Origin of the sequence: Legionella moravica DSM 19234 (assembly GCF_000423305.1) — a bacterium.
GTDB classification, from domain to species: domain Bacteria; phylum Pseudomonadota; class Gammaproteobacteria; order Legionellales; family Legionellaceae; genus Legionella; species Legionella moravica.
Window position 1 is genome coordinate 11934 of sequence record NZ_AUHS01000031.1, and the last position, 26785, is coordinate 38718.

Here is a 26785-nt window from a genome sequence, read left to right on the forward strand (position 1 = left end):
TTTATAATTTTACTCATATCTATTCATTTGTTTATTTGCCTACAGGAATGAATTATGAACCAAATTATCAGGCACCGCAAAGCTAATATAAATGATCTGCCCTCAATCGTGTTTCTGCTTCAGGATGATGAACTTGGTAGAGCTCGTGAATACATTCAGCCAGAAATGGATCAACGTTACATTGATGCATTCTACAAGATTGAATGTGACCCGAATCAATACCTGATGATTGTAGAGAATGATGTTGAAATTATGGGAACGTGCCATTTAACCATCATGCCATCACTAACCTTTATCGGTCAAACTCGAATGCAGATCGAAGCGGTAAGGGTTTTTGAAAAATTCAGAGGTCAGAAAATTGGTGAATGGATGATAAATACCGCAATCAATTACGGTAAATCCCAAGGTGCTTCAATTATTCAATTAACAACTAACAAAAAACGTGCAAGAGCTAAAAAATTTTATGAGAAATTGGGTTTTGAGGCTAGCCATGAAGGAATGAAACTTTATCTGGATTAATTTGCCTGAAATATAAATTTTTTGACTTTTAACAAGACTCAGGGCGATGATCCGCAAAGACAATTTCAGGCTCAGTAACTTTTGAAGCAGCCATATCTTGTTTCAGCTCAATCAGTGTGTCCATAACTGATGTCAGCCTTAGATTTACATCCATGAAACATTTAGGGATAAATTCATCTTGTTCAGAAAACACCTCTCCAGTCCCAATACCTCTTTCAAGAGCGCTTATAACTGCACTAAGCTCTGATTCAAACGCTGACAAGAGTTCATCATTGCCTTTTGCAGATTGAAGGACCCCATGTAATTTTTCCACTACATCTTCTGGAATATAAAGAGTGCCATCTCTACATTTGAAATATTCACGTGTCGCAATAGGTAATGAAAGTAGTTCATCTGACTTGTGTTGACTCATTTGAAATATTCGATTAACAAGTTGTTTTACTTCAAGGGGAGTAGGTGGGGAATGGTCATGTTTCAAAGATGATAAAAGTTTATCACTAGCAGTAACCCTTCCATCTTGACTATGTTCCCGCGCTATGTCGATGGGAGTCTGCTCTTTCTTGTTTTGCACTTCGAGACTGGCGCCACAGTCTATTAGCTTTTTAATGAGATTCAGTGGCTCTTCTCTGTAATTATAAAAGTTCTGTACTGCATAGTGCAACGCAGTCATCCCTTCTTTATCGGCACTATTGATATCAGCACCATGTTTTAATAATAAATCAATGAGACTATCATTACTTGGACCACCAACAAGGACTTTTCCACAACTAACTATTGCCAACTGCAACAAAGCTTTATTGGCCAAAATACTTTCTAGAAAATATTCATGATCCATAAATACAGAAGGTTCTTTTAAGCCAAGGAGAAGATCCAGTATATCTCTATCCGTCAGTTGATCTATCGGTTCTGCTCGCTCGAGGATGCCACGAACACGTGCTAAATAGTGTTCTTGCTCTTTGTTTAAAATTAGCTTTTCTTGCGCAATAAAGCTGGAAACATTCTCTTCTTCAATGGGTAATTTTGGAAAACCATCGATTTTTTCCAAATCCTGAATAGTTAGAATATCTCGGTTTAATGCTATCTTGGCAATTAATTCATTACGGCTGTTATTGCCTAGTATCGCACTTGCATATTCTATGGTGTTTATTTTTAGTTCTTTAGCCGTTTGTGTTGAAGCAAATAAAGATTTACGAACAGCGATTTGATATTGACCATGATGAAAAATAACACTGTTTCCAGACTTCCAAACATTTCCTGTCATTGATGTGATAGGCGCTGCTGGAGTGAGCGAGCGGGCGCCAGTTAGTGCCTCTTGAGCGTTCCATGGTCTGCTCCCCCCAAACGTAATTTCTCTATGTTTCGCTGATACTCTTTCTAAAAACGTTTTTTCTTGTTGATTTTCTGTAGCATTCAGTTGATTGTCTGTATTACAACCTTCTAAAGTCACAAAAACCTCACCATGATCTGCGGGCAAGGTTTGTTTTAAGCTGTTTAATAAATGATCGAAATGATCCCCAAATAACTGCTCACTTGGTCCATGGCAATTCCCCATGCCATAATGGCCACCACTAGCATGCCCCATAATATATAATTTCGGTTTTTTTTCGAATATAGTGTTTAATTCCTGGGGTAAGTCTAATTTGAGGGCATCCAAACTACTATAGATTTCTGGGGCTTCATCACATTGGTCGAAAAAATAATACCTCAAATCGGAGCCTTCTAAATAGACACCAATTGGAAGAAATTGCTGCTTAAACCGTTGTTTTAGGTGAGGGTTTACCACCACGCCTCTTTGCTCTTCCGGCACAGGATGTTCTGGATTGGGTTTATAAATTAGGAATTCAATTGCAGCTTCTTTCATAGTTTAAGTCATCCATATCCTAGTATTTGGGTTTTGGTGTCATATCAAATGGTGTTGGTGCGGTTGAGTTATAATCTTGTTTAGCGTCCAATGTTGTATTCATTGATTTTTCAGGCGTAGCAGAGAATTTCTCTTGTTTATCATTTTGCAGTGTTGGCGCTTGAGCTATTAACAAATTTTTATCCATCAACCTTTGGATAAATGCATCAAAGAGTTTTGGTTTATTGATATTAAGGGTTAAGTTGTTTCCCTGATGATTTAATTGCATATTTTCAACGGAGATTCCCTGATTGGCTAACTCTTTTTTAAATTGGTTAAATTCATTTTTTATCGCGTTAAAAAGCTCGTCAACTGCTTTTTGTTGATCTTTTGGTAGTCGTTCTTTGCTTGATAAACATAGGATGCCTTGTTCGAAATCCAGTTTGATCGTAATTAATGCGTCAGGATTCTTGAATTCAAAAACAGACTCCCAACTATCAGGTTGTCTCCACACTTCACTTTTTATGAAATTTACGCTGGGTTTAAAAGCCGTCATTGGTGAGGACAAATGTTCATCAATCAGTTCTTCCGATTCTTCATCTGAAGTTTCTCCGCCACCAGCACCTCCTTTATGACCCTTACAGTTTGGAATGCCAGCTGAACGGCATATACCACAAGGATTGCTTTCTATCGCTTGTTTTCGAGGGTCTTCATTTTTGTCAGTATTTGAATTTTTGGGGGACATATTACGCTCCCTAATCTTAAGTTTATTTAAGAAATCCATTCAAGCAGGTCTTTATTTGTACATTATAGTAAATTTTAGTTGATTTGGATCTGAAATGATATACGTATAAATACGGTAAATTGATTTGAAATAATTGGTTAATTGTAGTACATTTCTAGTTAATTCTAAAGAATAGTGATGATTTATATGCTGTCGTTAGCAAGTGAATTGATTCAATCAAATTGCGCATCACATCAAAATATTGCTCTCGTAAATTTCACCCACGATATTACTTTTGGAAATAACCAAATATCAATGATCATTAGTGAGCCGAATATTGTCAGCTATTATAAGCGAAATCAAATTCCAGCATTATGCACGGACAAGACAGGAAGAACCTTAGCTGAGGGCGTCTATTTAAATAAAACCCTTGAAAATAGTCGCAAAGATTGTGCGTTGTTAATGCCTCTTTTGAGGAAAATAGGTTTAAAGTATAAGCAGAACTATGGCCAAAACTCGGTTCATATTCTTACCAAAGAGCACGATTGTCAGCACTTTTACTCATTATTTTTTGATTTAAGTGAGAATGATTTTTTACAATGGGTGGTCAATAATGGCGCTTTTTTAAACGACTTCATTGTGGGGTACAATAAGTGTGCAAGTGATCTTATTTTAGAAGCGAAATCGCTTGAGCATAGATTAACATTGCCTACCACCAGTGACGTAGTAAATTTGAAGAAATGCCAGATAAACAACTCAGAAGCAACACTAACGCTGTTACATAAGGAGCTGCACCTACCTATTCATCTTTCCAAGCAACAAAGTCGTTGTTTGCTTTTGCTGGTGCAAGGAAAATCAGCAAAAGAAATTGCAAGCGAACTTCTGATTTCTTATCGCACGGTGGAGTATTATTTTGATAAAATTCGAAAACAATTAGGTTGTTCTTCAAATAAAAAATTGGTTGCAGATTATGGTGATCAATTATATTAGTGTTTTGCAACTGACAATAAAGCTTGACTTAGTTTAAAAGAAGCCGCTTTTGAGTAATTCTGGCTGTGCTGTTAGTTCAGTAAGTTGCAGCTTATCTATTAACAGTTGCATATTCATTTATTCTTCAATCAAATTGAGGCAATTGGTTATCAAATGGGTGACTTCATTAATAGAAAAATTGGGGCAATATCGAGGATATTTTCTATTCAAACCACCGGAATGTTTTTCTAATAGTTGCAGGTCATATTGGAACATATCCACTATATCAAATTTGTTTTTATCCCATCTATCATCTGGATGAACGCCAATACCACCGTCAAAAAGTAACCCATTTGGCAATCTAATTAATACATGCCAGCACTCATCAGAATTTTTTACCATGATAAAGGCAATGTTTACTCTTTCAGTAAACTTTTGATTCCAAATAGTATAAAAAGCATTAGCAAAAGGGCCACATGGACCGGAGTTTATTGCCGGTTCTCCAAAATTTTCACCAGCAATTTTGACAAAGCCGTATAGGTTATTGATTTTTTCTGATAGTTCATTTAACAGAATCAAAGTGTTATGTTCATTCATATTTAAACCCTCTTAATCTATGCATGCGACAACAGGGGAAACATCAACTGATTTTCATCGAATAAAGCAGTTTTTTCTGTCTCAACAAAAAGCATTTCATCCTTTTCTTTTTCATCGATAGGAATTATCTCATAGGATGAACAATCCGTGGGGACAAAACCAAGTCGCACAGTATCTATGGTTTCATCACTCAAAGCATGGATAACATCGTTTAAATTTTGCTCTTTTTTGCTAAATACGTCTAATAAATGGAGTTGTCGTCCATTTATTTCGGCAATGGCGATGGTATCCAATTCAGGGAGATAGAAGACATTATTTTTATATACCGTGATGCCGTAAAACATGATCAAATCGGCATTTTCTTGCATGGAAATCTTGCCAAATGGACAGGTGTTTTGCGCATAATTATGAAGCTTTTCTCTATTTTCTTTATTATCCATATCCAATTTAACAAAGTTAGCATGTATTCTGGATGTGATTGTGCGCTGGTATTGATATTCTTTAACTGACTTAAATCCAAGTTTAGGATAAAAGCTCCATACGCTTGAATTAGCAAAAAGATAAATCAAATGGCTATCTGCTTTCCAATCTTCAAAGACCTTTTCCATGAGTCTTCGACTTAAGCCTTGATTTCTGTAAGCTTCATCTGTCATCACAGTGCCAATCTGGATGGCTCTTTGGCTATGACCAAAGATGCTAAAATCCATGATATTCACTGAAACATTGGCAATGGCGTGCTCTCCATCAAACAAGGTATAGGGGATGTATTTATCTCGCCAATAGCCGGATTGGTACCATTCTTCAAAAGATAAATCAAAGGTATTAACTGCAAGGCGATTAAACGCGGCGCGTTTTTTATCCTCTTGTTGGTAACCCTTAAAAAAAGTAAGCTCTTTCATTTGTTCACCTGATAAGCCATCTTGTAATTAATGAACCTCACCCCATTTGTTTCAACAATCTGTTTTTCCATCAGAGTAAATCCAATAGCTTCGCAGGCTGCTTTTGCTGTAATGCTGGCCTCTGTTGTTAATTGCTTCAAGTCTTGTGCTTTTGCAAAATCAAGCCACTTGGAAAAAATTAATCGAGCAACCCCTTGGCGCTGATAATCCTTATGGACATACAACCGGTCAATATAGCCTTCTTGGGTCATATCTCCAAAACCAACCATTTGGCCGTTATCCTCCACTACCCAGGCAATCCGGTTTAACATCACCTGAAAGCGTTCAATAAAAAGTTTGGCATCAGGCGCCCATGCATCCAGTTGGGCTTGGTCGTAGTCTTTTTTATTAACATGATGAACAGTGTTAAAAAATAACTCAGCACAAGGTGCTATATCCTCTTTCTTTAAAAGCCTTATTATAAAAGTGGGGGGCATCAGCTGGATGCGTTTGCAGGGATCTAGTAGATTGACGGATGATTTAAGTTCGTTAATGTTCTGTAGCATCAAATCGGCACAAGGTTTTAAAGATTCTTTAATATCTTCCCAACATTCTTCCTTCTTGCCGATACAGATCTCTTTAGCCCTATTCATCACTGCTTTGTGAGTTTCCGGCAACCGCACTATCACCCAATCAGCCGCATCAGGCTTGGATCGAATCTTATTTGTTTCTAAGGTACTCCAAATACGCGCCAAGGTTAGCAGCACATTTCGAGTATCATCTCTGATATCGGCTGCAAGTCTATCCAGATCTTGAAGCATCGCATTAATAAAATCAACGTAGGGAACTGGCGCTAAAATTTTTTCAGACTTCTTCCCATACAAGGTCTGACTCTTCAATAAAACCTGAGTGATAATCAAAGCAAGATCGGGCATTTCATAATTCTGTGGTTCAATCTCACCCATTTCAAAAGAATCTCTTAACCATTCTCCATATTGAAAATCAAAACGAGGGGGATAATGCCAGGGGTTAACTGCACCTTTTTCAACAACCGTCATTTCTATAGGCCGTTTTGCGCTTTTCATGTAACGGCCTGATATGTGAAGCAGGTGTTTCGTCAATTCATTCTTTTCACTCAAGGTTGTGGCATGATTGGTTACAACGAATAAGTCAATATCACTGTATTTTTGTAAACCACCCACAAGGGCTGAACCATAGAGATAAACGCCCAAAAGATTGTCACCTAAAACTTTAGTGACTAAATTAATACATTCATTGATTTGTTGCGCATCAGGATTGGGTTCTATTTTTTCTTTAGGATAATTCATGGCAATAATCCAATATTACTGATGACGAAAAACCACAGTTTGCCTTCCAAGAAGGGCTGGTTTCATCTAGAGTATGGGTTAATTCGATGAGGTGATAGGGAAATTTCATTTTATTATTTCACCCTTTTGGTAAACCATAATATCAAATCATCATCCAAAAGTGATTGGAATATAGTGCTTTGAATAAATTGTATCATATAGTGCGATTGAAGTAGGTGCTGAATATTGGCAATCGTGTTTTAGTCTGTTTTTGGGATTTGAAGTCCAATGGTACGAAAATGTACGCTAAGGAAGCTCGGATAATTTTTTTTCCATGATAATAGTTCTTTCTTCCCCATAGTACTCATCGCGCAAAGCGTTATACCCAATCTTTCGATAAAATCCCTCCGCAGTAATTGAAGAGGATACTGTCAAGCAGGAAATATTTTCTTTACGTGCCACTTCTTCCAAATAGTGCATTAACAATGCTCCTGATTTTTTACCTTGCTTACTGGGTAGTACAAAAACTGTACGTACCATGTTTCCTTCAAGACTTGCTGTGCCAATAATTTGGTCCTTTTCTGTTATGACAAAAATTTTTCTCAGTTTCATTTTCGTAGCTATTTGCTCTGTAGAGAAATTTTTAATCACTGAATTAATCACACTCTCCGAGTAATCCTTCGCGTTTACTTTTTTGAGTGATTGAATGATAACATGACTGATTGCTTCGGCATCAGCAAGTGTTGCTCTTCGTATACATAAATTGGCCATAATTCTATTTTTCTTCTCTTTCTTTAAGGTATTCATACAGTGTTGGTTTTGAAATACCCATCATCTGGCAAATTTCTTGAAAGGAGACGATAGTATCTATATTCAGATTTTTAAACCTCCAATCAACAAGTGGCTTTTGTTACCTCTGTCTCATACCCCTTACCCCAGTGTTTCTTATGAAAACGATAACCAATTTCTATTTCTGGTTGTAAATCATAGTATCCATAAATCGTTCAATATCCCTACGTGTGATTGAGGTCTTTGTATAGTAAATCGCTGTACGTCAGGATCTGAGCGCAATTGGAGAATATCTTCAAAATGGCTTCGTTCAGTAAAACTAATGGTTAAGCGATTGGTTTTTAGAAAGTCGGTCACGTTAGTCTCTTGATATCAATCTATAAGTTATCAAATTGATTTCATTAAAGGTAGTCTAACTTTAAATAAATCTCCTCCGTTAGTTAGAATAAATGCTTGACCTTTAGGTAATGAAACTATATCGTCCACCCCAATCATAGGCACAGAAGAAGTCTGGACTCGATCTTCATTAGTCGTATTAAAATAAATCCCATCATCCCCATGCGGCGTATCGTTAACCATAGAAACCTGCGTATGTCCAACAACACCAACTTGAGGTAGGACTTTAACCAGTAAATTGGCTGTTTCTTCATTTTTAACACGCAGCATAATCAATGTATTAAAATTTCCTTCGGATACTTCTGCTTTAGCCTTGGAGCCAAGTGCAACCTCCATATCCTGGATAGTTTGAGCATAAGCGGTGACCTGAAACCCAGCCCCACCTGCTTTATTAAGTATCTTCACAAAGGAATCTTGGATAATCTCTGACAATTCATCGCAGTGCAGATTTAAAGTATATCGTGCGTTGGGTTCTTTATAGATTTTACCAGCAGTAGATACCAGATCAGACAAGATGGCTTTACCTACAGCTTGAGCAATATTGGGATTAGTAAGGCTGTCTAAACCAATATAAAGCACTTTCTTATTTTTAATTATATCCATCAGCTCAATTTCACCTGGATGAGCTTTTGACGACAGGATTTTTGAGGCATTACTCTTATTGATTTCAGACAGTACAGGACCAACACTGGCCGTGATTTTGTCGTAATAATGTTTATCCATAATGGCTGCATCGTAGAGGTCTATTAAGATTTGGTCGTGTAGGGCTTCAGCATTGTTGCTTTTGATGGTTTTGTTGATGTGGTCTTTGACATACTGAATGACCGCCTGGTGGCGTTCCATTGGGGATTTTGTCTTATTATTTTTTCCTATTTTACTATCGTGTTCCTCGATGATTTCATCTATCTCTTGATGATAATTAGGATAGTGGTTAGGCAGAATTTTATCAGCATAGGACATTAACAGTTGTTCTAATCGACTAATATAGAAGGCTATTGTTTGATAGGTAATGGGTTGATTCATTTCTTCCAGGCATATAGCAACAATATTAACGTATTTCCATGCGAAGGCTGCGAACTGTTTTCCCTCTCCCTCTGCGGAGATTGCATCGGTGATGCGTGTGGCAACTTCGCTGATTTGGTCGAAGTTCTTTAAAGGGTTGTATTGTGCAGATTGTTCTGGAAAGCCTAAATGTACTATTTTGAAATCTTCTATTCGTCCTGATACTTTACAGGCTGCGATCATATCTCTAACCAGATCTTGATCACCTTTGGGGTCTACAACAATGACAGCATCACCGTTGCGGATGTCTTGGTTAATCAAAATGCTGGCTAAACGGGTTTTCCCCACTCGGGTTGTACCAACAACGAAAGTGTGGCCTACTCGTACATCTTGAGGGATGTATACAGGTTTATCTTCTTCGCCTACACCATGCAAAAATGGACTACCGCCAACAGGTGGATCAGGTCTAAAAGGGTTTAATTTTGAATTGGTATTTAGCCATTTGGCTAGCTTTGTATGTTCATGGTTTTGGCAGAATCTTCTGGCAAGCTGGTAGCAACAGCTTCGTTGCATGAACTTTTCATTTTTGACTTGTTTAATTTGATGCAGTTTTTGGGTATGGCTTGGTCGCCAGCGAAAGCCTTTGCCCAGGAACAACCAGTTTTTGGATAAAGGTATTTGTGTGGTGGATAGGGCATAGGTGGGCATGGCTAATAATCTTCGGTGATAGCGTTTTACTTTTATTGCTTGCCAGGCTCTATAAGTTCCAGGGATTAATAATGCGAGCGCAGCATATAATCCCATAGTTTGTGTTAGTAAAAACAAATGCGGTTGAGTATATGCCAGTAAGGCTAGAGACAAACAGGTAATGGCTGACCAGGCTTCTGTTGGTTCTCTTAATAGGTTATTAATAGGGTAATTGCTCATAGTCGGCTCCCGATCATCAAGGCATCAATAAATACAAAAATAGCCAGCAGATACCAACGAGCTTTTAAGGCGATGCTCAGCTGTTCTGTGGTAAGTTGGTGTTGATTCTGTAAGCGTGAAATTAGTCTTGGCCATAATAGAATAAGGGCTAAATAGAGCGCTCCATGCAGACCAAGAAATAATGGTTGAATGGTAGTGACCGTGCTTTGCCAGTGTGCTAGTAGATTGCTATTAATGAACGAAGGCGCAATTACTAGTAAGGCAATCATTGGTAAAATGGTTTGAATTAATACTATAATGGATGAACGGATGTAATGTTTAATCATAGGGATAACTCCAAATGAGAAAGATATTTCGGTTGTTGGCGGTCGTTCTTGATGCCATTGTCGGAGTGGCAGAGGATAAACCTGCCAAACGCTATATGTCTGTTTATGAGGCTCAAGATAAACTTGATAATGGTTTGATCACTATTCGTGAATACAATGAAGCCTTTGAACGTAAGGACGTGCTTTAACATATTCATCGAATTCCTTTTGAAATAATTTTTACTCCTGTCTTGGCTACGTCCATACCGGATTGCGTCATGCTTTCACTCTGCCTATCTGAACCGTTAACCAAATCCATAAGACCAGCCCCAGCGTCACCGCCAAAATGACTTGATAATCTCAGCAATAAAACAGGCGCGACAAAGTAAAACATCACAGCCATATTCTTCATAGCAGAAATCGCATCGTTTTCACCTAATGGGTCAAGCACTGAACGTTCAAGAAATCCGACTAAATGCCAGAGGTATTGAAGAAAAATAGCCATGACAAATAAGGCGCACAGGCTGCCTAATGCTCGGGTGCTGTAGCAGCTCAAAGACAAAACCATTGGGGTGAGAATGATTAAAAAGAACATGAAAAACGCCTGCATTACAGGTAAGGTTTGCATGATGGCTTCTCTTTTTAATGGGGTAGATGTCCATGATTTTGTCCATTGTCCGACATTGACCAAGCTATGGGTAATGGCAGATGCGACCTTTCCATTGTTATTATCCATGAAGCTTTGAACAGAACTGGTCTGCATGTCTCTGCTTTCTTGCAAGAGCATTTTCGCAATAAAATCTTCTGCGCTGATGTCTGCTTTCCAGGCTTTCGGGTGTTTCACTTTATATTGGCGAACCCTATCCAGCATGGCGTAGTAATTTAGATGTTTGTTAAAAACACTGGCTTGATTAGAGACTTCAACCAGGTCAGTTTTGATTTTGCTCCACCATTGCTGACAGCTAGGGTAGCCGTCTTCTGGCAATTGCTCTGGTGGTATATCACCGCGATTAGCCGCTTTTTCAAGATTACGATTAGGGGCTTGATGGAAAGTAAAACCAGGCACAGGTTTACGTGCATGAAGTTTGCTGTAATACATTTTTTGCAGGATTTTAGAACCCATCCAGTTTAGATCATCCTCACCGCCATAGCGTTTTAGCATAGGATCTAATTCACTGGCTTTGTGCTTCTCACTGTTGAATTGCGTTCTCGCTTCGATAAAACATTGTCTATGAAAATCCAGAGCTTGTTTGCGAATATTCTGTGGCAGGTAGGTTGATACCAAGTCGCCTTGAATGGACTGTAAACTGTCAGTGCAGCCCGTTACTTTCATGAGACTGTAAGTAAAGCTCGACATAAAGTTCTGAATGATGGCAAAACCTATGGGAATTTTGACTTGGTTAGTCAGCAGATCTGCAAAGGCTTCATCATAAGTTGTTCCGCTGTCGCCAATGACCGCAGTCGTTGGGTTTTTTAGGCCACACAGGGGTTTAAACTGTAGGGCTTTGGTTTCCAACGGTACACAAGGATAGACAAATAAGCTGCATATCAGGAAAGTAACTGCCAGTTCATAAAGAAAATTATTTAAAGCGTGTTCAACCGCATAGAACGCACCTGCGGGATTGAGCACGTTTTTAAGAAAGCGATAACCAATGGCCAAAAAGCCAAGGTACAAAAGCCCTGTTTGCCACAGGGCGTTGAATAGAACCTCATACTGTTGCCAGCCTAGATAGGTGGTGTAGAGGGATAAAGGGTTAAAAACAATCATGATTAAGCTCCTTTATTTTCTTTAACGTAAATTGCGCCATTTTTAACAGCAGGCTGTTCGTGATCCTGACCTGGCATATTCTGGCTTTGAGCTTGATGTCGAATATCCATGATAGTTCCCAAGGTTTCAGTCATCATTTTTTTGCGGACATCGTTTTCAAAAGATAACGAGTGAATGTCATCATCTAATTTTTTAAGGGCAAACAAGACCATATTCATCGCAGGTTTTAAATTTTGTACTTCTTGCACTTGTAATCCTGCCTGCAAGATGCGGCGCATCATCAACGCTTTATCCAACATATTTTGAACAGCGATTTCTTCTGCCAGTTTTGAGACAGTGAGCATTTGCTCCTCGCGCGGTAGATGCTGAATGGTGGTAATGACTTCATCGGTAATCAGTAAATTGGAAGCACTGACTTTATGCAGATTTTCCTCAGTCAGTTTCCATGTACCATTGACCAAATTCCATAAGGCTTTGGCAATGTTCTGGCTACAAGTATTGGCGTTCGCACAGCTTTGCAATAAAGCTGACAAACCAATTCCTGCTTTAGCATCATGGCTTTGTTTGTTCTCACTACTACTGACCTGGATGTCACCAAGAACCTTAACTGCCCAATTAGCAGCATCGGTAGGCGTTGGCCAGCTTTGTACCATAGGGATTTTGGTACTTGGCTTTTCCAAAGAATCTAAAGGTTTTCTCTCTAAAAGGATGTTGTAGCCAGCAATGACCACATCGTTGATGACCTTAATAGGACGTTGAAATTTACCGCCAGCATTGCCTTTATCGTGGCCTATCCAGGGCAGGCCATATTCATCTCGTTTTTGGGCGATGCTTTTCGATGTCTCAGTCACATCGACGTTTTCCTTTTTAGCGCGTTTAGCAGCGTCCAGCCATCCTTGACTATCGGATACTGATAATATGCCTTCCATTGGCGATTGGTTTTGTTCCAGAGCTTGTTTGACTTCTTGGCAATCCTTAACCTTGAGGGTAAATTCATTTTGTGCGCTGGATGCGGCATTTTGTAGAACATTGTATAAAGCAGGCATGGACTGCTGTAGCTTATAAAGTGGGAATCCTGCGACAGAGCCTTTGAGGTTATCAATGACACCGCCAGGGATATTTAACGCTGATTTTTTCAAATCCTGAAAGGTATTGGTAATGGATACGACAGGATTAAAACCGCTACAAGAGAATCCCATACGGCCATCAATATCTGCACCAATAACCAGTGTTTGGTCTTTATTAACGGGTGGAATAAATAAATTGGATGTTCCTCCTAATTCATAATAGTAATCCGATTGGCTGGGCATAAAGCTGCCAGCATGGGTCAGTGTTGGAACGATTAAAGCTAGTAATAGAGATTTCTTCATGATGATGTCCTATCGTTTTTGAGGTTGCCCAACCTTGGGAAAAGTAAGAAAGTTCACGAGTTTGCCTTTATGCTGAATACAGCCGCGGTATTTGCGCCAAAGGACAAACACATAATTACCATTTCCGGCTTTTTCGTCTTCAATGCCGAAATCCTGTGCGTTGCCTGGGTGAATATTGCGATTTAACGGATAAATTTCCTGCCAGATGACTTTCGTGTTTTGTGGGTCGTAAATGGCATTAGCCACCACACAGTTTTTACCGCAGGAATTACTGGTTGATTTGGTGACATGCAACGGATTTTTATTAGTGACAATATCAACCGCGTGCATGGCTGCAACAACTGAAGCCCTGTAGTTATAGGGTTGCGTTACGCGCATCAATCTTGGAATTTCAGAACCCCAATGTTGTGTCAATGTGCCGATTTCATGGTTGATTAACAGATGAGGATGCGTTCCCATATACAGCAATTCAGCTGCTTCTGTTCTATCCATGACTGCATCAGCTTCGGCCAAATAATAAGGAACGCCAAAACCAGTTTCCGGCCTATGTGATAGATAGGGGATACGGTAAAATGCAGCAGGACTGCCAATCACATCAACAATGCGCGTGCGCTCATCATTGATATGAAGGTCTGTGGTTTGACCGCTGTCATTACCAAATCCCAACGCTGAACCAGTTGCAGCCTTATAGGCTTGTTGATACATCGTTCTTGCAGCTTTATTTTCATAAAGGGTTCGCGCTTCAAGCCAGGGATTTTCTTCTGGTTTATTACTGACCGTAATTATTAGATCAGGTAAAAACTGTTCAATGGCAGGGGTGACTTCAAGTCTTGGCGGTAAACGTCCCACCGTCCAAGTGCAAGAGCCAATGACTTTGTAATGGCTGTTATGAAACAGCTTTTGCAAAACCCGTGTGGCGATTGTGAAGGTATTCACAGGATGAGGCGGGCTTGTGCTTTCTAAAGCAAAGGCAGTATTAGTCATAAAAATAAGCCCTGTTATTAGTAGTTGTTTTTGGTTGTTCGAGTTTTTTAGCCATGATTTCAGCGGCGACCAGGACATCATGTTCTTTCTCCAGAAGGTGGCGTTGTGCTTTTTCAGATTTCTCAGTCATTAAGAGGGCAAGCAGGTAGCGGGGTGGAATGACGCGAAATAATCCTTGGTAGCGTGACCCTAATAAAACTGCTTCTGCATACAAACCTTTTTGCGAATCAATATCTCTGATTAATGTTTCCTGCTGCGGTGTTAAGGATTTAAAGCGTTTCACATCAGTGATTTCTTTTTCATCCAATCCTAATAAAATCCAGGTTTCAATTAACGATAAAATCTTTGCAGCCTTTTCAGAATTCATGTCGGTGACGTTTTGGGTAATCGCAACCAGCCAAAGCCCGAGCTTTCTGGCTACTTTGGCAACCAGTAGACACACTGTCACCACAGAAGGAATTTGAAATTGCAGGTGGGACTCATCAATAAAAAGAAAGGTTGGTCTATTATCGTTTTGAGTAGCCTCAGCCATGGCCAGTATTCTTGGCAACAAAGACACCATGACCAAAGCCAGTTTTCCGGTATCATCTTTAATGGCGGAAATATCAATATGAAAGATATCAAAATCACCTAAAGGCTCAGTTGGCACATTAAAGAAGCGGGATTTCGCGCTGTTAATGACATAACTGTTTAATCGGTCGTGCATATCCAGAATCCGGTCTTTCTTACGCGCCACCGTTTCTTTATCCAATCGTCGTTGAAATGCACTCACAATATGTTCAGTCAGCATTTGTGGTATGCCATTGTTAAATGAAGTTAGGATGGCATCAATTAATACTTCGATTAACAGTGTTTCATCAGCCAGGGTAAATTGTTCTTCTTCCAGGGCATTGGCTTCCGTAATCATGGTACGCAAAGCTAAGGCAAGCTCTGCAAGATATGCGCGAGAACCATCACCACAAGCCAAATCTTCTGAGTGAGCAGGATCTTTAAGATCCATAATTTTTTGAGCTATTAAAGCAGCTTGTTCTGCGCTTAAATTATCTGTAATTTCTGGAATGGCTTTATACGCTTCGCAAAAGGGATTTAATGGAACAGCTTCTTCTTTTTTATTGCTCAATAATAACTGTTTGGTTTTTTTGCCATGGGCTTTGGCATGAATGAGCATTCGGTCAAACGAGTTCCCCATTTCAAAAAGTACTACACGGGCGTTTTTCATGGCGAGCAGTGATTGAATCATCCAACCTGTTAAAACTGACTTACCACCACCAGAGTTGGCGAAAATCGCGCAATGCGAATTTTGGCTAATAAAATCATGGTGAAGTAAGTCAAAGAAAACAGGTTCACCTAAGCGGTTGAAAAAAGGAAAGCAGGGTAAATGTCTTGCGCCTTGGTTTCGTCCATAAACAGGAAGTAAAGCCGCAAGCTCTGTGGCATACATCAGACGGTCAAAGCATAAGTACTTACGGGCATAGTGGGGATCGAAATTAAACGGTAGAGCATTGAGCCAGGAATTTAATGGGTGGATATCATAGATGGAATGAATTAAGGGCATCTTGGCATCGTTGAAAATGCTATGTAGGTTTTTTTCTATAACCTGAGCTTGTTGCTCATCTTCGGCTTGATAAAAAACGGCCTGATTAACCCAGAACAGGCGATTGCCAGTACTTAATTCATTACGGGCTGTTTTTATATCATCTCTGACTTCTTGAGGTTTTAGGCTAGTTCCCACAATTCCCTTTTCTAATCGTGTTAAATGGGAATCAAGATTTTCATCATGGCTAAAGACGACTTGAATGGTGTAGATGCTTCCTTCTGGCAAGGTATCCAAAAGCGCATAGCGGTGCTTTGGATTGGCTTGTTGTCTTTCTCGGGAGACTAAACCAATAATGGGCGCTTCTTTTAAACTATCAACATACAGGATTCTTTGTTTTCGGCCTTCAAAAATAAATCCTTGCTCATCGCTCTCAGGCGGGGAAAAGAATATATTTTGCGCCAGATTAAAACCTGCGGGTATGGAATTAGGGTAGGGATATTGTTCCAAGATCTCATCGGCTGATTTAGGATTAAACCAGCGTATCCACCATTGATAATAATCCTGACCCGTAAGACGTTTGATTTCGAGGCCTGGCGAACGTAGTTTGGTTTCAATCTGACTGACGACTTCTTGATGTTCGAGAAGAATTTGCTCGCGGGGTAGAGTGGTTTGATGTAATTGTCTATAAAACAATACTCGGATTCTTCGTCTGCGGCCACGATAAGGCGCACCTGTTTTCGGATCGAGAAATAAACCTTCTGGCCTGGTCATTTTGTTGTAGAGATCTTGTAAGCGTTGTAAGTAATCTTGCGTTAGTGGATTTTCAACGAGTTGTTGTGGGATTTTGGATTTAATATGATTAATAACGGGATCAAGGCAATATTCATCTTGAACAAACATTTGCATGACCCAAGGATCTATCGCATGAAGGGGAACTACCGTTGCAAAGGTATCGCGGATTTTATTAAAGACAGCTTGCAAGTATTCAGGAGAAGCTGCTTCGGCTTGAATATCACCTAGCTCAAACCCTGAACCTAAACTTTTTCCATCAGCAAATAAAAATACTTGTTCTTGTTCGTTGAAATCAACAATGGCCAGCCTGTCAGCAAAAGAAGGTAAAGGATTGGCGTATTGCTTTTTAATGGTTTGTTCTTTTATAGCCTGGGGATTCATTTCCCCAAGCAACCAGTTAGATAATCGTTTCATCATGCCTCCTTAATACAGTTCTGATGCCAGGGCGTATTGATTTTGCTTGTAAAGAAAAAAGCGTGTGGTATAGGCTGGTTTGATGATTTGTTCATCGCCGAGCTGAGCCACATGCGCAAAAATATGAATAGGCACTTCGGGATTCGGCAGCTGCTTAAATTCTTCGCCTGAATCCTCAAACCGTACCTGTTGAACAACAGCCTTTTGTATAGGCTGTTGCATGCTTTGCTGATAGAGCTGACTGACTGTTAATCCCTGCTCAGGAATGGCACTTTGCGATATATTGGCGGTTGAGCAAGCGCTCAAAGCCAGACTAGCGCAAAGCATTGTCAAAGTTCTTTTGTTGATGGTAACCATAATCTAATACCCTCCCTTGGTGTTCTTTATCAATGGCTATGGTTTGACTAAAATGAAGACTGAATTGATTTGGTATAAAGCCTGAGTGGCTGCGGATGCTGGCAGGAACAAAAACCATATCGAAACTGCCTTGTATTCTTTTCTCAAGCCAATCAGTAATTTTTTGGCTGCCCTCGTTGATAGCTCCACCTGCTGCAAAATGTGCTAAATCGCCAGTAGGTGTGGCAATAGCAGAACCGCCTTCTGCTTGATAACTCATTTGCCACTTGGATAAAGCATTACCTGCCCCTTGAATACCGCCAGCAGCCATGAAAGCGGCTAAAACTCTGGGGGCATTAGTGATATACTGTCCTTTAATGCAAGGATTGCCGAATTGAGTAGTTAGATAACCAATGCTGTCATTGTTCACCAGCTCCGCAGAGCTTTTCATTTGTTCCTGACCAGCACTGACGAAATGTCCATCTTCAAAGACAAATAAAGCTGAGGTGACATAAGCACGGACGCAGCTGATGTTATCGAGGAAAGAGCCTACGCCAATGGAATAACCGCTGATTTTCATACCAATGATTTCTTCCGGCAATTGCATCCCATTGGCTGTCATTAAATCGCCACGGCTGACCATTGCGGTAAAAGGAAATAAGGGCTGCATTAGTTTGCCCTCAACAGGTACTTCACCCATTAGGGCAGACAAAAGCGTAACCTTGCTAAAATCACTACCTGCCGGAATGGTATAGAAGGGTGTTTTGGTTGGCGCTTCTTCTTTGGTGGATGAGTCTTGGTCTGCAAAGATTTTGCTCTCAATAGGGGCTTTATCCAACAATCCATCCAGATCTTTGATTTGGCCAGATACAGGAGCTTGATTGCCTTCCATGGGATAAGATTGGGTTTGATGATCGGTAAGTGCTGAGAGCTTTTCTTTCAGTGTTTGCAGTTCATCCTGTAGCGTATGACTTGCTTCTTGTATGGGTTGCTTTAATTGTTTTTGCAGCGATTTATTCTCCTTGTGCATTTGTTCCAGCTTCTTTTCTGTTTCAAGGAGTCTTGCAGACACATCACGGATGTTGTCGTTGAATTGGCTGGTAATGGCTTCATGAAAATTGTTGGGATTAGGTGTGTCATCATGGATAGGCGCGCTATGACGGCTATTGATTAGAATCATGACGACTGCGAACACCACCGATCCAGCTAAGATTTTAATACCTTTGTTTTTGTTCATCGGCTGTACCTCGCATGTTGAGTAAGTGCTGCGGCAAAGGGTTGGTCAGAAACCACAAAGACTGTTGTACTTTCGTGTTGATTTCGCGGAGGCAATTCACTTTTGGGGTAGAAACTTGCGGTTTGCCAATGCCCCATGAGTTTTGAAAATTGCAGTTTGACAGGTTGATTTAGCAGGTTTTTTAAATCGACCGCGGTTACATAGAGGCTACCACCACGCCATGAAGCCAGAGGGTGAGCTTCAATGCTTGCTCCATAGAATAAGGGGATGGTTTTATTGGTTTGCATGGGCGAGCGATAAATACCCTCTGGAATATCTCTGACACGCTCTGGCGAGTACAAGGCTTGAATGGCAAAACGGGTGAGCTGTATAGCATTGTATTCATATTGGCTTGCATTTGACTGATGGCTGACTTTGGGATCATCAATGAGGATTTCAATAGGTGTGGTATTAACAGCTTTCTCATTGGCTTTAAGGTTCAGTATGATGACTTCACCTTCGGGTAAGAGTTGCACAATCAAACGTGCATCGTTGAAGGTGTCTTTAGCCTTTAAATACAGACTGCCTTTTACTTTCAGAATATCGAGGTTGGTACTGAGTTGTTGATCAATAATTTTAATGGCCTGGGGAAATTGAACGAGCCTTTCTTTATTGATAGGTAATTCAATCGTTAAAGGGACTTTTTCCCAAACCAGATGTTCACTTTGCAGAGCGTAGCTTACTTGCGTGAGCATAAAGCCAATTATTAATAACATGTGTTTAATGAGTTTCATGAGATTCCTCCGTGTCGACCAATAAATCTTGTAAACGTTCTTCAGGACGGGTGTAGCCATCGAGAGCGAGTTGGAAAGGGTTGTGTAAACGAGACAAATTGAGTTTGACCACACGCAGGTGATAGGCCACTACCTTGTCGGCAATCACCATACCACTGTTGTCTTTCAGTCTTTGAGTAATGCGCAGGATTAATTTCACTTCCCAGGTATCGGGACCAATTTTTCTAATATCTTGAGGCTCCATGAAACGATAGAGACTGGCTACTTGACTGCGGTCAAAGAGCTGCGCGTTTTTATAAGCTCCCAGCGTTTCTCTGAGTAATTGTTCATGACGAGAGGTAAAATAATAATGAAAGGCTTTGATATTTTGGTTAAATTCTTCTTTGCCTTTATTAGACCAGGTATATAGCGTTGGTATTAATGAGGACACAAATCCTTGCACATATTCATTAGGGATATCGCTTGCTTTCATTAAACCGCCATTGGCCGCCATATTAGGACTTAGCCAAAACTCATAGCGTTTGGGCATGGTCATGAGGTTAATGATTAAGGCCAAAACGATGGCTGATAACAGGCCGATAAAAGCCAGTAATAAACGGTTATGATGCTGTAGGCTGTCGATCTTTTTCCAATATTCAAACATGAGGCTCTCCAACAGATTTATTCTTTTGCCACTGTCCTTGATAATGAATCCAGGGCGAGTGTTTGAGCCTTAATCGCACCATCCATTGAATGGTTTTCTTCATCACATAACCATAAGGTTTGCCTGCTTTGATACGGGCGACTCCTTTAGGCCACACGGTAATGGAGAGGATGAATCCAATCACAAAACCGATGCAGCCAGCGGCCAGTGGATATCCTGCCATTGTTCCTAAAAGGATAAAAAGCAGGGTGGTTACTGGTGTTGTAGTGATGACAATCCAAAACAATTCACGCAGACTTAAGCCTTTCCAGGCTGGGAAGTCATGTGATAGATGACGCGAAGAAGGCTGACTCATAATTTCACCTCCTATATTTTGAACTTGGTAATCATGGTGTAACCCACATAACCAGAAGCGATGCTAATGGCTAAATAGGTAATCCCCATTACGGCAAAAGTACCGAAGGCCACCATGGAACCTTCGTTCTTTTTGGATTCTTCAATACCGTGTTGCACAGTGGTAATGAACTTGATAAAGGTCACGACTGCGGTGATGAACAGCAATAAGCCAAGACCCTGTTTGACGTAATTGCCTGTTACCGACATCATGCTTTTGGAACCGTCACCGATGTTGTCCGCATCAGAAATTTTAGGGAACCAGTTATCTGCCAGTAACACAGGCGCATAAAAAAGATTGACAGCTCCCAGGTAGAGCGTGCGAAGCGTTGTTTTCATGTTGTCTCCTTAACGAATAACACTAAAATGAAAATCATCAGGCCAATGACAAGCCTGACCATTCGAGAACCGAAGTTCAGCAAGTATCCTTGTTGCTGTTTTTCCTCGGATCCCATCATGTGGTTGACGCACCACATCACCGCTAAAATCACCAGGCTTATGGCAATAAAACGGATACTGCTGGAAAAGACTTGGGCTGAGATGTTGTTGCTGGCTTGTTTGAATGTTGAAGCAAACATTCTCGCTATTTCGTCTTTACTCATTAGGGTTTCCTCACAAAATCCATTTCTAATGGTTTAATTTTTCGAGGGGCAATGATGGGCTGGTTGATATAGTCAATCAGCCCGTTGCGGATGTTTAGCAAGTCTTCTCTCAATCCGGCGTGATGCTGGCCTTGGAGATCTTCAAATCCTTCTATTTGCAATTGGATACGAGCATTTGGTGTTATCTGTGTTTGCGCTTCATCAAGCAAAGGCATGATGGCGTTAATCTGATTAATAATGCGTACCAGTGTTTCATTCAAATCAGGGTTATTCGCTGAACATTGCAGGCTTATTATCATTAAGGTCAGGCATAATATTCGTTTCATGGTTTCTCCCTATAAGTATTTCTTAAAGCGGCTGGCCGTCATGGCTACCATTAATCCCATCAACAAACTGACAGGCACAAAGACATAAGCAGGGGTGATGCTAACGGGCAGGGCAAGCCACAGCATGAGTAAAATCACCAGTCCCTTTTTTAAATAGTGATTAAGCCTGTGGAACACATATGAGGATTCACGACCTAAACAAGCGGTGCGTATTGCTCTTTGATTTAGGCCGTCAACCAGGCCTGCAATCATGGTTAAAGCAAATAAGGGCAGGGCGGCGAATAGGATAATGAGTTTGATTAAAAGGCACTGGCTGCTTAATAAAAGGATCTGCAAGAATTGTTGTGATTTTTCGATTAAGTCCTTGGCAAGGTCATTGATGGCCAGTTTGTTTAAGTAGGGGATAGCGAATGCCCAATCTGGTTTAGAATTCAAAGGAAGAACTGCCAAAAGTGAGCCTTGATAAACAGGGGTGATGGCTTCTCTTTGAGTGTTTACAAGGGTATTCACTTTTTCAAAAGCAAATGAGTAGCCATGCAGAAGCCATTGACTTAAAGCCCAGATAATAATCGCCAACCAACCTAAGAATAGCACTATGGTTAATTGCATGGTCAGTTGCCTTGAATATTGCTTTACTGCCATACAGCCCCCTCAGCAATGATTAGGGGGTAATGTTGTTCATGAAGGTATGCAAGCAATGGATCAACATTAACTGGTAATAACGGTAGTTTGAATTTTTCTTGCAAAGCGACAATAGATTCAAAGTCATTGACGTTGGTAATGAATCCTGTGGCTTGCATGGATTTTAATTCTTCTTGATGCTGTTCTAACCATTGAATCGACGCTTTATCTGCACCTATGACAAACAAAGGCATGTTTAATAAACTGGTATCCAATGTTTTACGGCTGACTTTGCCTGCGGTGGCTTTGCTTTTGGCTGGTACGCCTATTGGGCTGGACAGATTTAATTTTAATGACGTATCACTTTGTGACAGGGTTAAAGGAATGACGTTCATGCTATGAACATTCAACGTGACCAAGAGTAAGAACAAAATCCTAATCATTAAAATCTCCCTAAATCGACGACTTGCGAGGTTTTACCGTTGGCTATTAACAGTAATGGGGTTTGTTTCTTGGCAAGCGTTAAGCTTTCAAATTGTTGGTTGCCAGAGGTTAGGGTGACTTGTTGGCTGGTCACTAATTGAATAGGGATTTGATGTCGGTTCGCCCATAACTGTATGGCGTTATTGTCCATATCCAAAAACAACAGGTTAAGTTTTGTATTGGGAGTGCGGTTAATCGCGTCAACCAGTTGCAGAACAATCGTGGTAACAGCATCGTCAGGTCTTACAAATAAATAGAGTGTTTCACCTGTTTTTAATTGAATAGGTTGATGTGCATAGGGTGAGTAAGGGGAGGGATCAAAATCACCAACCACGGGTACATCTTTAAACAGTTCGTTATAGGCTTTGTAAAAGGCATTGTTCCAGGCGATATTTTGCGCCACCTTTTGCGCTTCCTGGCGGACAGCCAGGCTGGCAAAATGTTCACGCTCCACATCATCTTTGGCGTTAAGTCCAAGGATATCAATCGGTGTCATTCGCAAGTCTTTGTAATACACGCCACTCCGGCTCTGCATTAATTGCAGATAGCGTTTTTCTTCCTTTTCATTTAATCCCCAGACTTTCGCTTCTTGCTTTTGAGCGTCATTTAGTTGGAAATCTTTTTCTTCGATGACTTCATCATGAAACTCAGTAAGGCCTGCTTTTGCCAAGGCATTGTCGGCTTGTTGCATGGGTGAGGTGGCAATGCCAGGGATATACAAACCAGCGATGGCCTGTTGCCCAAGTACTAATCCCATGGCTAGAGTAGATAACTTAAGCATGGCTCACCTCATGTTGATTTAAGCGAACCAGTACATGGGCTTTATCTGCGTTTTCAAATTCTATGATTTGTTTGGCAAAGTCGATTTCAAAAACTGTCCAACCAGCTAACGTATCGCCTTTTTCCAATGCTTGGGTTTTGTAGTGGTAAGCAAGGGATGCAACGGGTATTTCTTGGATGCTGTCTATGCTTAATACCTTAAAGGGCAGTTGACTTGCAGAGAGCATTTTCACAGGTTTCTTTTTCTCATCTAAGTGGCGTAATAAATCCGTAATACCTTCGAGTTGTTTTTTTATTGCACCTTGTTCTGTAGTGAATATTTCACCTAATTGATGATCGTCTTTATTTTTCAGTTGCTGAACGAAGTTATTTAACTGGTTGAGGTTTTGGGTAATTAGCGATAAATCAGGTTGTTCTACAGGTTGTTTTAATTGCGTTTGAATAGATGTGAGTTGTTCGCCAAGGATATTTAGCTCATTATGATTTGCAGGCGATTGATTTTTTACACATACAAAAGTAATTAATAAAACATTTAAAACAAGCAGGCTAAGCCATTTAACATCCAGATACTTTTTCATCTTGCGCTCCTTGCAATCAGACTAAAATTGATTTCCCTTAACAAATCGTCTTGTTTGAGAGTGAACAGTTGTTGCCCGACCAATACCGTCAGACCTCGTTCAATGGTTAGTGGTCCAAGATTTCTACTGACTTGTGGTAATGGTTGTTGAAAGACTTGTTGCAGGCTTTCACTTTGTTTTTCCTTGGGTGCAAGGTGATAACCGGAATAACCTAACCAGTAATCCACTGCCTCCCCTATGGTTTGAATGGAGGCAGGAAAATGAATCTGTTGTACGGTTTTCATGGGGTTAATTTGGGCTGCTAACGGTTGATTTTTAACCGTGGCATAGCGGCTTACTTGGGTGATATTGGCTGCATGAGTTTGCAGACCACATAACACTAGGCTGAATACCATAGTTTTCTTAAGCATCATCGCCTCCTGATTGGTTTCTAAGTGCCTGCGCTTGTTCATGTTGTGCCACTGCTTTGCGGACAAAGACTTCTTTACGTTCAATATCAACATGCTTAGGTGCTTCTATACCTAGCCTAATTAGCCCCTCGTTTTCAGAGATTAAATGCACTTTGATTCTTCCTTTATCAATGTAAATTGCTTCGCCGATACGACGGATTAAGGTCAGCATGATGTTTTCTCCTTAGCTTCTTTGAAGAGGTAGTCTTTCATTTGGTTGATATGCAGTTGAACGACCTGGGGATCGGTAGGGATATGCGGTTCAGTTTTTTGTTTGATCGCTTCTTGACGGGCTTGGATGCCTTTTTGGATGTTAGTGCAGTACTCATAAAAAATCGGAAGACAAGGAGGAACAGCCAACTTCTTCTTGATTTGTTCTAAAGCAAGTTTAAGTACTTGGTTGTCAAACTCGTTTAAGCTTTCTGACCATTCACGTTTTGAGAGTTCGAGAAAACTAGGGTTGCTATAAGTGGAGACCCACAAATAGCCATAAATTGCTGCAAGTCGCATAAACAGCGTATCCATTCGCTTATCGTACTCTGGTGTGGTCGAATGAGAGGATGTTGTTTCCTGAGTCTGATGGTTCATCAAAGTCGAAATCGAAGTTTGCATCTTTGCAGGATTCAGTAAGGATATCTGTTGCTGATTTTTTTCGAGAACGCACTTGATTGGCTTCATTTTGCTGCTCCTCTTGGGTTTTTAAGGTAAGTAATTCATCGTTCCAGCATTTGCGTGAAAGCCAGGTAGCTGGATATTTCCAGTTCGGTAGCCACTCACCAATAAACTCCATTTCCTCTCGGTTATTAATTTGGGCTTGCAGGCCTGTCAGTATTTGTTCAACCATCTGTTCATCTGGTTGCAGATAACCAAACTCACGCCAGGCTTTAGTTCGGTCTTGTTTTAAAGGATAAAGAGACCAAAATTTTTCAAATTGCTGCTTTAAAAAAATAAAACGATCTTTGGAGTTATGAGGTGTGTCGGGTTTTGTGTTTTGCGCTGTGCTGGGTTTTTGATTTTTATCATCGTAACTTGATGATTTAATATTGTTTTTGTCGTTCGGGTTTGTGTCGGGTTGATGTGTCGGGTTTGTGACGGGTTTATTTTGAGCAGACAAATCCGAATTGGCTAATAAGCATTTTAAAATGAGTTGTTTGCCAATAGATTTGATCTCCACCAACCCAGCGCGTTCAAGCGCATAGATGATACGGCGTAATTGCGGACGGCTAGGACTACCTGAATATTCAAAACCTTGGTGCGGTTCAACGTAAAGGGCTTCAGCAAGCTGTTGGTAGCTGATTTTACGCTTAACGCCTACCAGAAAGGTATTGCGATCCATATACGGACGAATTCCCAGCAAATAGGCTGATTGCTGAATATAAGGCAATCCCATCAGTGCAGATAATTCATCGGTATTAACAAACAAAAATCCCATTTCTCTATTTCATCCTTAATAAGCACCGCTAAAAACAGCACTTGCACTATCAAATGATTTCAATTAGTATCAATCAATAACACGAAATGTGTTGTTGATAACCCATTGTAAATAGGCGCTTTTTAGAGTCAATGGGGTATTTCCGTTTGATAGCAAATGAACCTAAATGAACATGAAAAAAATTATTGGCAGTAGGATTACGCAGGCTAGAAGGGCGAATGAGTTGACGATTAAAGTCTTGGCTGAAAGGACGGGATTAGGGGCGGCTAGGATTGGAAATTGGGAGCAGGGAACTAGGAGTCCTGGGTCGGAGGAGGCTATGATTTTGTCCAAGGAGTTGAGAGTTGCCGCTTCTTGGTTGCTCTGTTTGACGGATAATCCGAGTGGGGAATGGATTCATTATCCAAAAATAACATTTAGGGCTTAATTACCAGTTTGTACCACACATTTTTTTATTAGCTATTGATTACTGAATTTTTTATAATCAGCCCCTCTAAGATCTTAAGAGGGGCCTCAATATCATAAACATAGAGTAATAACTATCGTTCCATTTAAGCATCCTCAAGTACAATCTGATTTTTAATAATAAATGATTTATTTACAACACCCTGATATTCATTGCTAAGCTTTAACTCATCTGCCAGTTTTCTTAAGGATAATCTTCTTAATATGTCGTAAACGGTTAATTAACCTCACTCTTCTCAGGCATAATGAGATTGGGTAAGCTACGCATATCAGTTAGTAATGAGTGGTCAATGTTATAAGGAAGAAGGTTCTCCAGTTGTTCTAGAGTGCTGGCCTGGCGAATATGAGTAAGGACGTATTTAAACCAGGAAAAAGTTTCGATTTTATTCTGCTTACAGGTTTCAATAAGCGAGAAGAGGATACTACCGGCTTTGGCGCCGAGGTCATTGCCATGAAAGAGCCAGTTTTTTCGACCGATAACGAAAGGTTTAATGGTACGTTCACCGAGGTTATTATCGAGCTCCAAACGGCCATCGAATAAGAAGATAT

35 protein-coding genes are annotated in these 26785 nt (G+C 40.3%); 4 read left to right on the forward strand and 31 right to left on the reverse strand.

Going from position 1 to position 26785, the window contains the following annotated elements; genetic code table 11:
* The first annotated feature begins 54 nt into the window (after window positions 1–54).
* Window positions 55–519, forward strand: coding sequence for a GNAT family N-acetyltransferase (locus G543_RS0108525; RefSeq protein ID WP_028384151.1), 465 nt, complete (start codon window positions 55–57; stop codon window positions 517–519).
* A gap of 28 nt (window positions 520–547) precedes the next feature.
* Here the strand turns inward: G543_RS0108525 and G543_RS18410 are convergent, their stop codons facing one another.
* Both G543_RS18410 and G543_RS0108535 read right to left on the reverse strand, forming a co-directional pair.
* Window positions 548–2380, reverse strand: a complete 1833-nt coding sequence (locus G543_RS18410; RefSeq protein ID WP_051190655.1) for an ankyrin repeat domain-containing protein — start codon at window positions 2378–2380, stop codon at window positions 548–550.
* Between the two features lie 19 nt (window positions 2381–2399).
* The gene (locus G543_RS0108535; RefSeq protein ID WP_028384152.1) at window positions 2400–3104 is read right to left on the reverse strand and encodes a hypothetical protein; all 705 of its coding nucleotides are present in this window, start codon (window positions 3102–3104) and stop codon (window positions 2400–2402) included.
* Between the two features lie 186 nt (window positions 3105–3290).
* Between G543_RS0108535 and G543_RS0108540 the strand changes: the two genes are divergently transcribed.
* Complete coding sequence (locus G543_RS0108540; protein WP_162145888.1) at window positions 3291–4073, forward strand: helix-turn-helix transcriptional regulator; 783 nt, start codon at window positions 3291–3293, stop codon at window positions 4071–4073.
* Window positions 4074–4190: 117 nt separating this feature from the next.
* Here G543_RS0108540 and G543_RS0108550 read toward each other — a convergent pair whose 3' ends face one another.
* From G543_RS0108550 to G543_RS0108575, 8 genes are all read right to left on the reverse strand, one after another.
* Window positions 4191–4649 carry a hypothetical protein gene (locus G543_RS0108550; protein ID WP_028384154.1) on the reverse strand — a complete coding sequence of 153 codons (459 nt, stop codon included), beginning with the start codon at window positions 4647–4649 and terminating at the stop codon, window positions 4191–4193.
* 17 nt (window positions 4650–4666) lie between these two features.
* Complete coding sequence (locus tag G543_RS0108555) at window positions 4667–5548, reverse strand: GNAT family N-acetyltransferase (RefSeq protein WP_028384155.1); 882 nt, start codon at window positions 5546–5548, stop codon at window positions 4667–4669.
* On the reverse strand, window positions 5545–6855 hold the full coding sequence (locus G543_RS18705) for an aminoglycoside adenylyltransferase family protein (protein WP_081675653.1): 1311 nt from the start codon (window positions 6853–6855) through the stop codon (window positions 5545–5547). Before G543_RS18705 ends, G543_RS0108555 begins: the two co-directional genes overlap by 4 nt.
* A gap of 285 nt (window positions 6856–7140) precedes the next feature.
* Entirely contained in the window at window positions 7141–7641 is a 501-nt protein-coding gene (locus G543_RS0108565) for a GNAT family N-acetyltransferase (RefSeq protein ID WP_202972361.1), read from the reverse strand.
* Window positions 7642–7727: 86 nt separating this feature from the next.
* Complete coding sequence (locus tag G543_RS19555) at window positions 7728–7835, reverse strand: GNAT family N-acetyltransferase (protein WP_081675654.1); 108 nt, start codon at window positions 7833–7835, stop codon at window positions 7728–7730.
* On the reverse strand, window positions 7819–7980 hold the full coding sequence (locus G543_RS18985) for a GNAT family protein (RefSeq protein WP_155824929.1): 162 nt from the start codon (window positions 7978–7980) through the stop codon (window positions 7819–7821). The genes G543_RS19555 and G543_RS18985 overlap by 17 nt, the downstream gene beginning before the upstream one ends.
* 30 nt (window positions 7981–8010) lie before the next feature.
* Entirely contained in the window at window positions 8011–9948 is a 1938-nt protein-coding gene (gene traD / locus G543_RS0108570; protein ID WP_028384157.1) for a type IV conjugative transfer system coupling protein TraD, read from the reverse strand.
* A complete protein-coding gene (locus G543_RS0108575) occupies window positions 9945–10274 on the reverse strand; it encodes a hypothetical protein (protein WP_028384158.1) in 330 nt (109 codons plus the stop codon). Before G543_RS0108575 ends, traD begins: the two co-directional genes overlap by 4 nt.
* 14 nt (window positions 10275–10288) lie before the next feature.
* On the opposite strand from G543_RS0108575, the gene G543_RS19190 reads away from it, so the two are divergent.
* Complete coding sequence (locus G543_RS19190) at window positions 10289–10462, forward strand: hypothetical protein (protein WP_115343457.1); 174 nt, start codon at window positions 10289–10291, stop codon at window positions 10460–10462.
* A 5-nt stretch (window positions 10463–10467) separates the two neighbouring features.
* Here G543_RS19190 and G543_RS0108585 read toward each other — a convergent pair whose 3' ends face one another.
* The 20 genes from G543_RS0108585 to G543_RS0108680 are packed head-to-tail and all read right to left on the reverse strand — an operon-like array spanning window position 10468 to window position 25771.
* Window positions 10468–12021 carry a conjugal transfer protein TraG N-terminal domain-containing protein gene (locus tag G543_RS0108585; protein WP_028384159.1) on the reverse strand — a complete coding sequence of 518 codons (1554 nt, stop codon included), beginning with the start codon at window positions 12019–12021 and terminating at the stop codon, window positions 10468–10470.
* Window positions 12022–12023: 2 nt separating this feature from the next.
* Window positions 12024–13391 (reverse strand): integrating conjugative element protein, encoded by a 1368-nt coding sequence (locus G543_RS0108590; RefSeq protein WP_028384160.1) that lies wholly within the window; start codon window positions 13389–13391, stop codon window positions 12024–12026.
* 9 nt (window positions 13392–13400) lie between these two features.
* On the reverse strand, window positions 13401–14375 hold the full coding sequence (locus tag G543_RS0108595) for a TIGR03756 family integrating conjugative element protein (protein WP_028384161.1): 975 nt from the start codon (window positions 14373–14375) through the stop codon (window positions 13401–13403).
* Entirely contained in the window at window positions 14368–17118 is a 2751-nt protein-coding gene (locus tag G543_RS0108600; RefSeq protein WP_028384162.1) for a conjugative transfer ATPase, read from the reverse strand. Before G543_RS0108600 ends, G543_RS0108595 begins: the two co-directional genes overlap by 8 nt.
* A 9-nt stretch (window positions 17119–17127) precedes the next feature.
* On the reverse strand, window positions 17128–17475 hold the full coding sequence (locus G543_RS0108605) for a TIGR03751 family conjugal transfer lipoprotein (protein ID WP_016356821.1): 348 nt from the start codon (window positions 17473–17475) through the stop codon (window positions 17128–17130).
* A complete protein-coding gene (locus G543_RS0108610) occupies window positions 17432–18691 on the reverse strand; it encodes a TIGR03752 family integrating conjugative element protein (RefSeq protein WP_028384163.1) in 1260 nt (419 codons plus the stop codon). Before G543_RS0108610 ends, G543_RS0108605 begins: the two co-directional genes overlap by 44 nt.
* Window positions 18688–19464: a TIGR03749 family integrating conjugative element protein gene (locus G543_RS0108615; protein WP_028384164.1), complete on the reverse strand. Its 777-nt coding sequence runs from the start codon at window positions 19462–19464 to the stop codon at window positions 18688–18690. Before G543_RS0108615 ends, G543_RS0108610 begins: the two co-directional genes overlap by 4 nt.
* Window positions 19451–20107, reverse strand: coding sequence for a TIGR03746 family integrating conjugative element protein (locus G543_RS0108620; protein WP_028384165.1), 657 nt, complete (start codon window positions 20105–20107; stop codon window positions 19451–19453). Before G543_RS0108620 ends, G543_RS0108615 begins: the two co-directional genes overlap by 14 nt.
* A complete protein-coding gene (locus tag G543_RS0108625; RefSeq protein WP_010946729.1) occupies window positions 20100–20462 on the reverse strand; it encodes a TIGR03750 family conjugal transfer protein in 363 nt (120 codons plus the stop codon). The genes G543_RS0108620 and G543_RS0108625 overlap by 8 nt, the downstream gene beginning before the upstream one ends.
* A gap of 11 nt (window positions 20463–20473) precedes the next feature.
* Window positions 20474–20839 carry a hypothetical protein gene (locus G543_RS0108630; RefSeq protein WP_011213425.1) on the reverse strand — a complete coding sequence of 122 codons (366 nt, stop codon included), beginning with the start codon at window positions 20837–20839 and terminating at the stop codon, window positions 20474–20476.
* The gene (locus tag G543_RS0108635) at window positions 20836–21102 is read right to left on the reverse strand and encodes a hypothetical protein (RefSeq protein WP_028384166.1); all 267 of its coding nucleotides are present in this window, start codon (window positions 21100–21102) and stop codon (window positions 20836–20838) included. The genes G543_RS0108630 and G543_RS0108635 overlap by 4 nt, the downstream gene beginning before the upstream one ends.
* Window positions 21102–21428, reverse strand: coding sequence for an RAQPRD family integrative conjugative element protein (locus tag G543_RS0108640; RefSeq protein WP_028384167.1), 327 nt, complete (start codon window positions 21426–21428; stop codon window positions 21102–21104). Before G543_RS0108640 ends, G543_RS0108635 begins: the two co-directional genes overlap by 1 nt.
* A 9-nt stretch (window positions 21429–21437) precedes the next feature.
* Window positions 21438–22070, reverse strand: coding sequence for a TIGR03747 family integrating conjugative element membrane protein (locus G543_RS0108645; RefSeq protein WP_028384168.1), 633 nt, complete (start codon window positions 22068–22070; stop codon window positions 21438–21440).
* A complete protein-coding gene (locus G543_RS0108650) occupies window positions 22061–22492 on the reverse strand; it encodes an integrating conjugative element protein (protein WP_028384169.1) in 432 nt (143 codons plus the stop codon). Before G543_RS0108650 ends, G543_RS0108645 begins: the two co-directional genes overlap by 10 nt.
* Window positions 22492–23313 carry a TIGR03759 family integrating conjugative element protein gene (locus G543_RS0108655; RefSeq protein WP_028384170.1) on the reverse strand — a complete coding sequence of 274 codons (822 nt, stop codon included), beginning with the start codon at window positions 23311–23313 and terminating at the stop codon, window positions 22492–22494. Before G543_RS0108655 ends, G543_RS0108650 begins: the two co-directional genes overlap by 1 nt.
* Window positions 23306–23890: a hypothetical protein gene (locus tag G543_RS0108660; protein WP_028384171.1), complete on the reverse strand. Its 585-nt coding sequence runs from the start codon at window positions 23888–23890 to the stop codon at window positions 23306–23308. The genes G543_RS0108655 and G543_RS0108660 overlap by 8 nt, the downstream gene beginning before the upstream one ends.
* Window positions 23887–24300 carry a PFGI-1 class ICE element type IV pilus protein PilL2 gene (pilL2, locus tag G543_RS0108665; protein WP_028384172.1) on the reverse strand — a complete coding sequence of 138 codons (414 nt, stop codon included), beginning with the start codon at window positions 24298–24300 and terminating at the stop codon, window positions 23887–23889. The genes G543_RS0108660 and pilL2 overlap by 4 nt, the downstream gene beginning before the upstream one ends.
* Window positions 24293–24511 carry a carbon storage regulator gene (locus tag G543_RS0108670; protein WP_028384173.1) on the reverse strand — a complete coding sequence of 73 codons (219 nt, stop codon included), beginning with the start codon at window positions 24509–24511 and terminating at the stop codon, window positions 24293–24295. The genes pilL2 and G543_RS0108670 overlap by 8 nt, the downstream gene beginning before the upstream one ends.
* Window positions 24505–24864, reverse strand: a complete 360-nt coding sequence (locus G543_RS0108675) for a hypothetical protein (RefSeq protein ID WP_051190656.1) — start codon at window positions 24862–24864, stop codon at window positions 24505–24507. Before G543_RS0108675 ends, G543_RS0108670 begins: the two co-directional genes overlap by 7 nt.
* Before the next feature lie 4 nt (window positions 24865–24868).
* Window positions 24869–25771 (reverse strand): hypothetical protein, encoded by a 903-nt coding sequence (locus tag G543_RS0108680; RefSeq protein ID WP_028384175.1) that lies wholly within the window; start codon window positions 25769–25771, stop codon window positions 24869–24871.
* A 172-nt stretch (window positions 25772–25943) separates the two neighbouring features.
* Between G543_RS0108680 and G543_RS0108685 the strand changes: the two genes are divergently transcribed.
* Entirely contained in the window at window positions 25944–26198 is a 255-nt protein-coding gene (locus G543_RS0108685; RefSeq protein ID WP_238584688.1) for a helix-turn-helix domain-containing protein, read from the forward strand.
* Window positions 26199–26453: 255 nt separating this feature from the next.
* On the opposite strand, the gene G543_RS18715 is transcribed toward G543_RS0108685, so the two are convergent.
* Window positions 26454–26785 (reverse strand): transposase domain-containing protein (locus G543_RS18715; protein ID WP_155824931.1); only part of this gene is annotated, 332 nt, incomplete at its 5' end.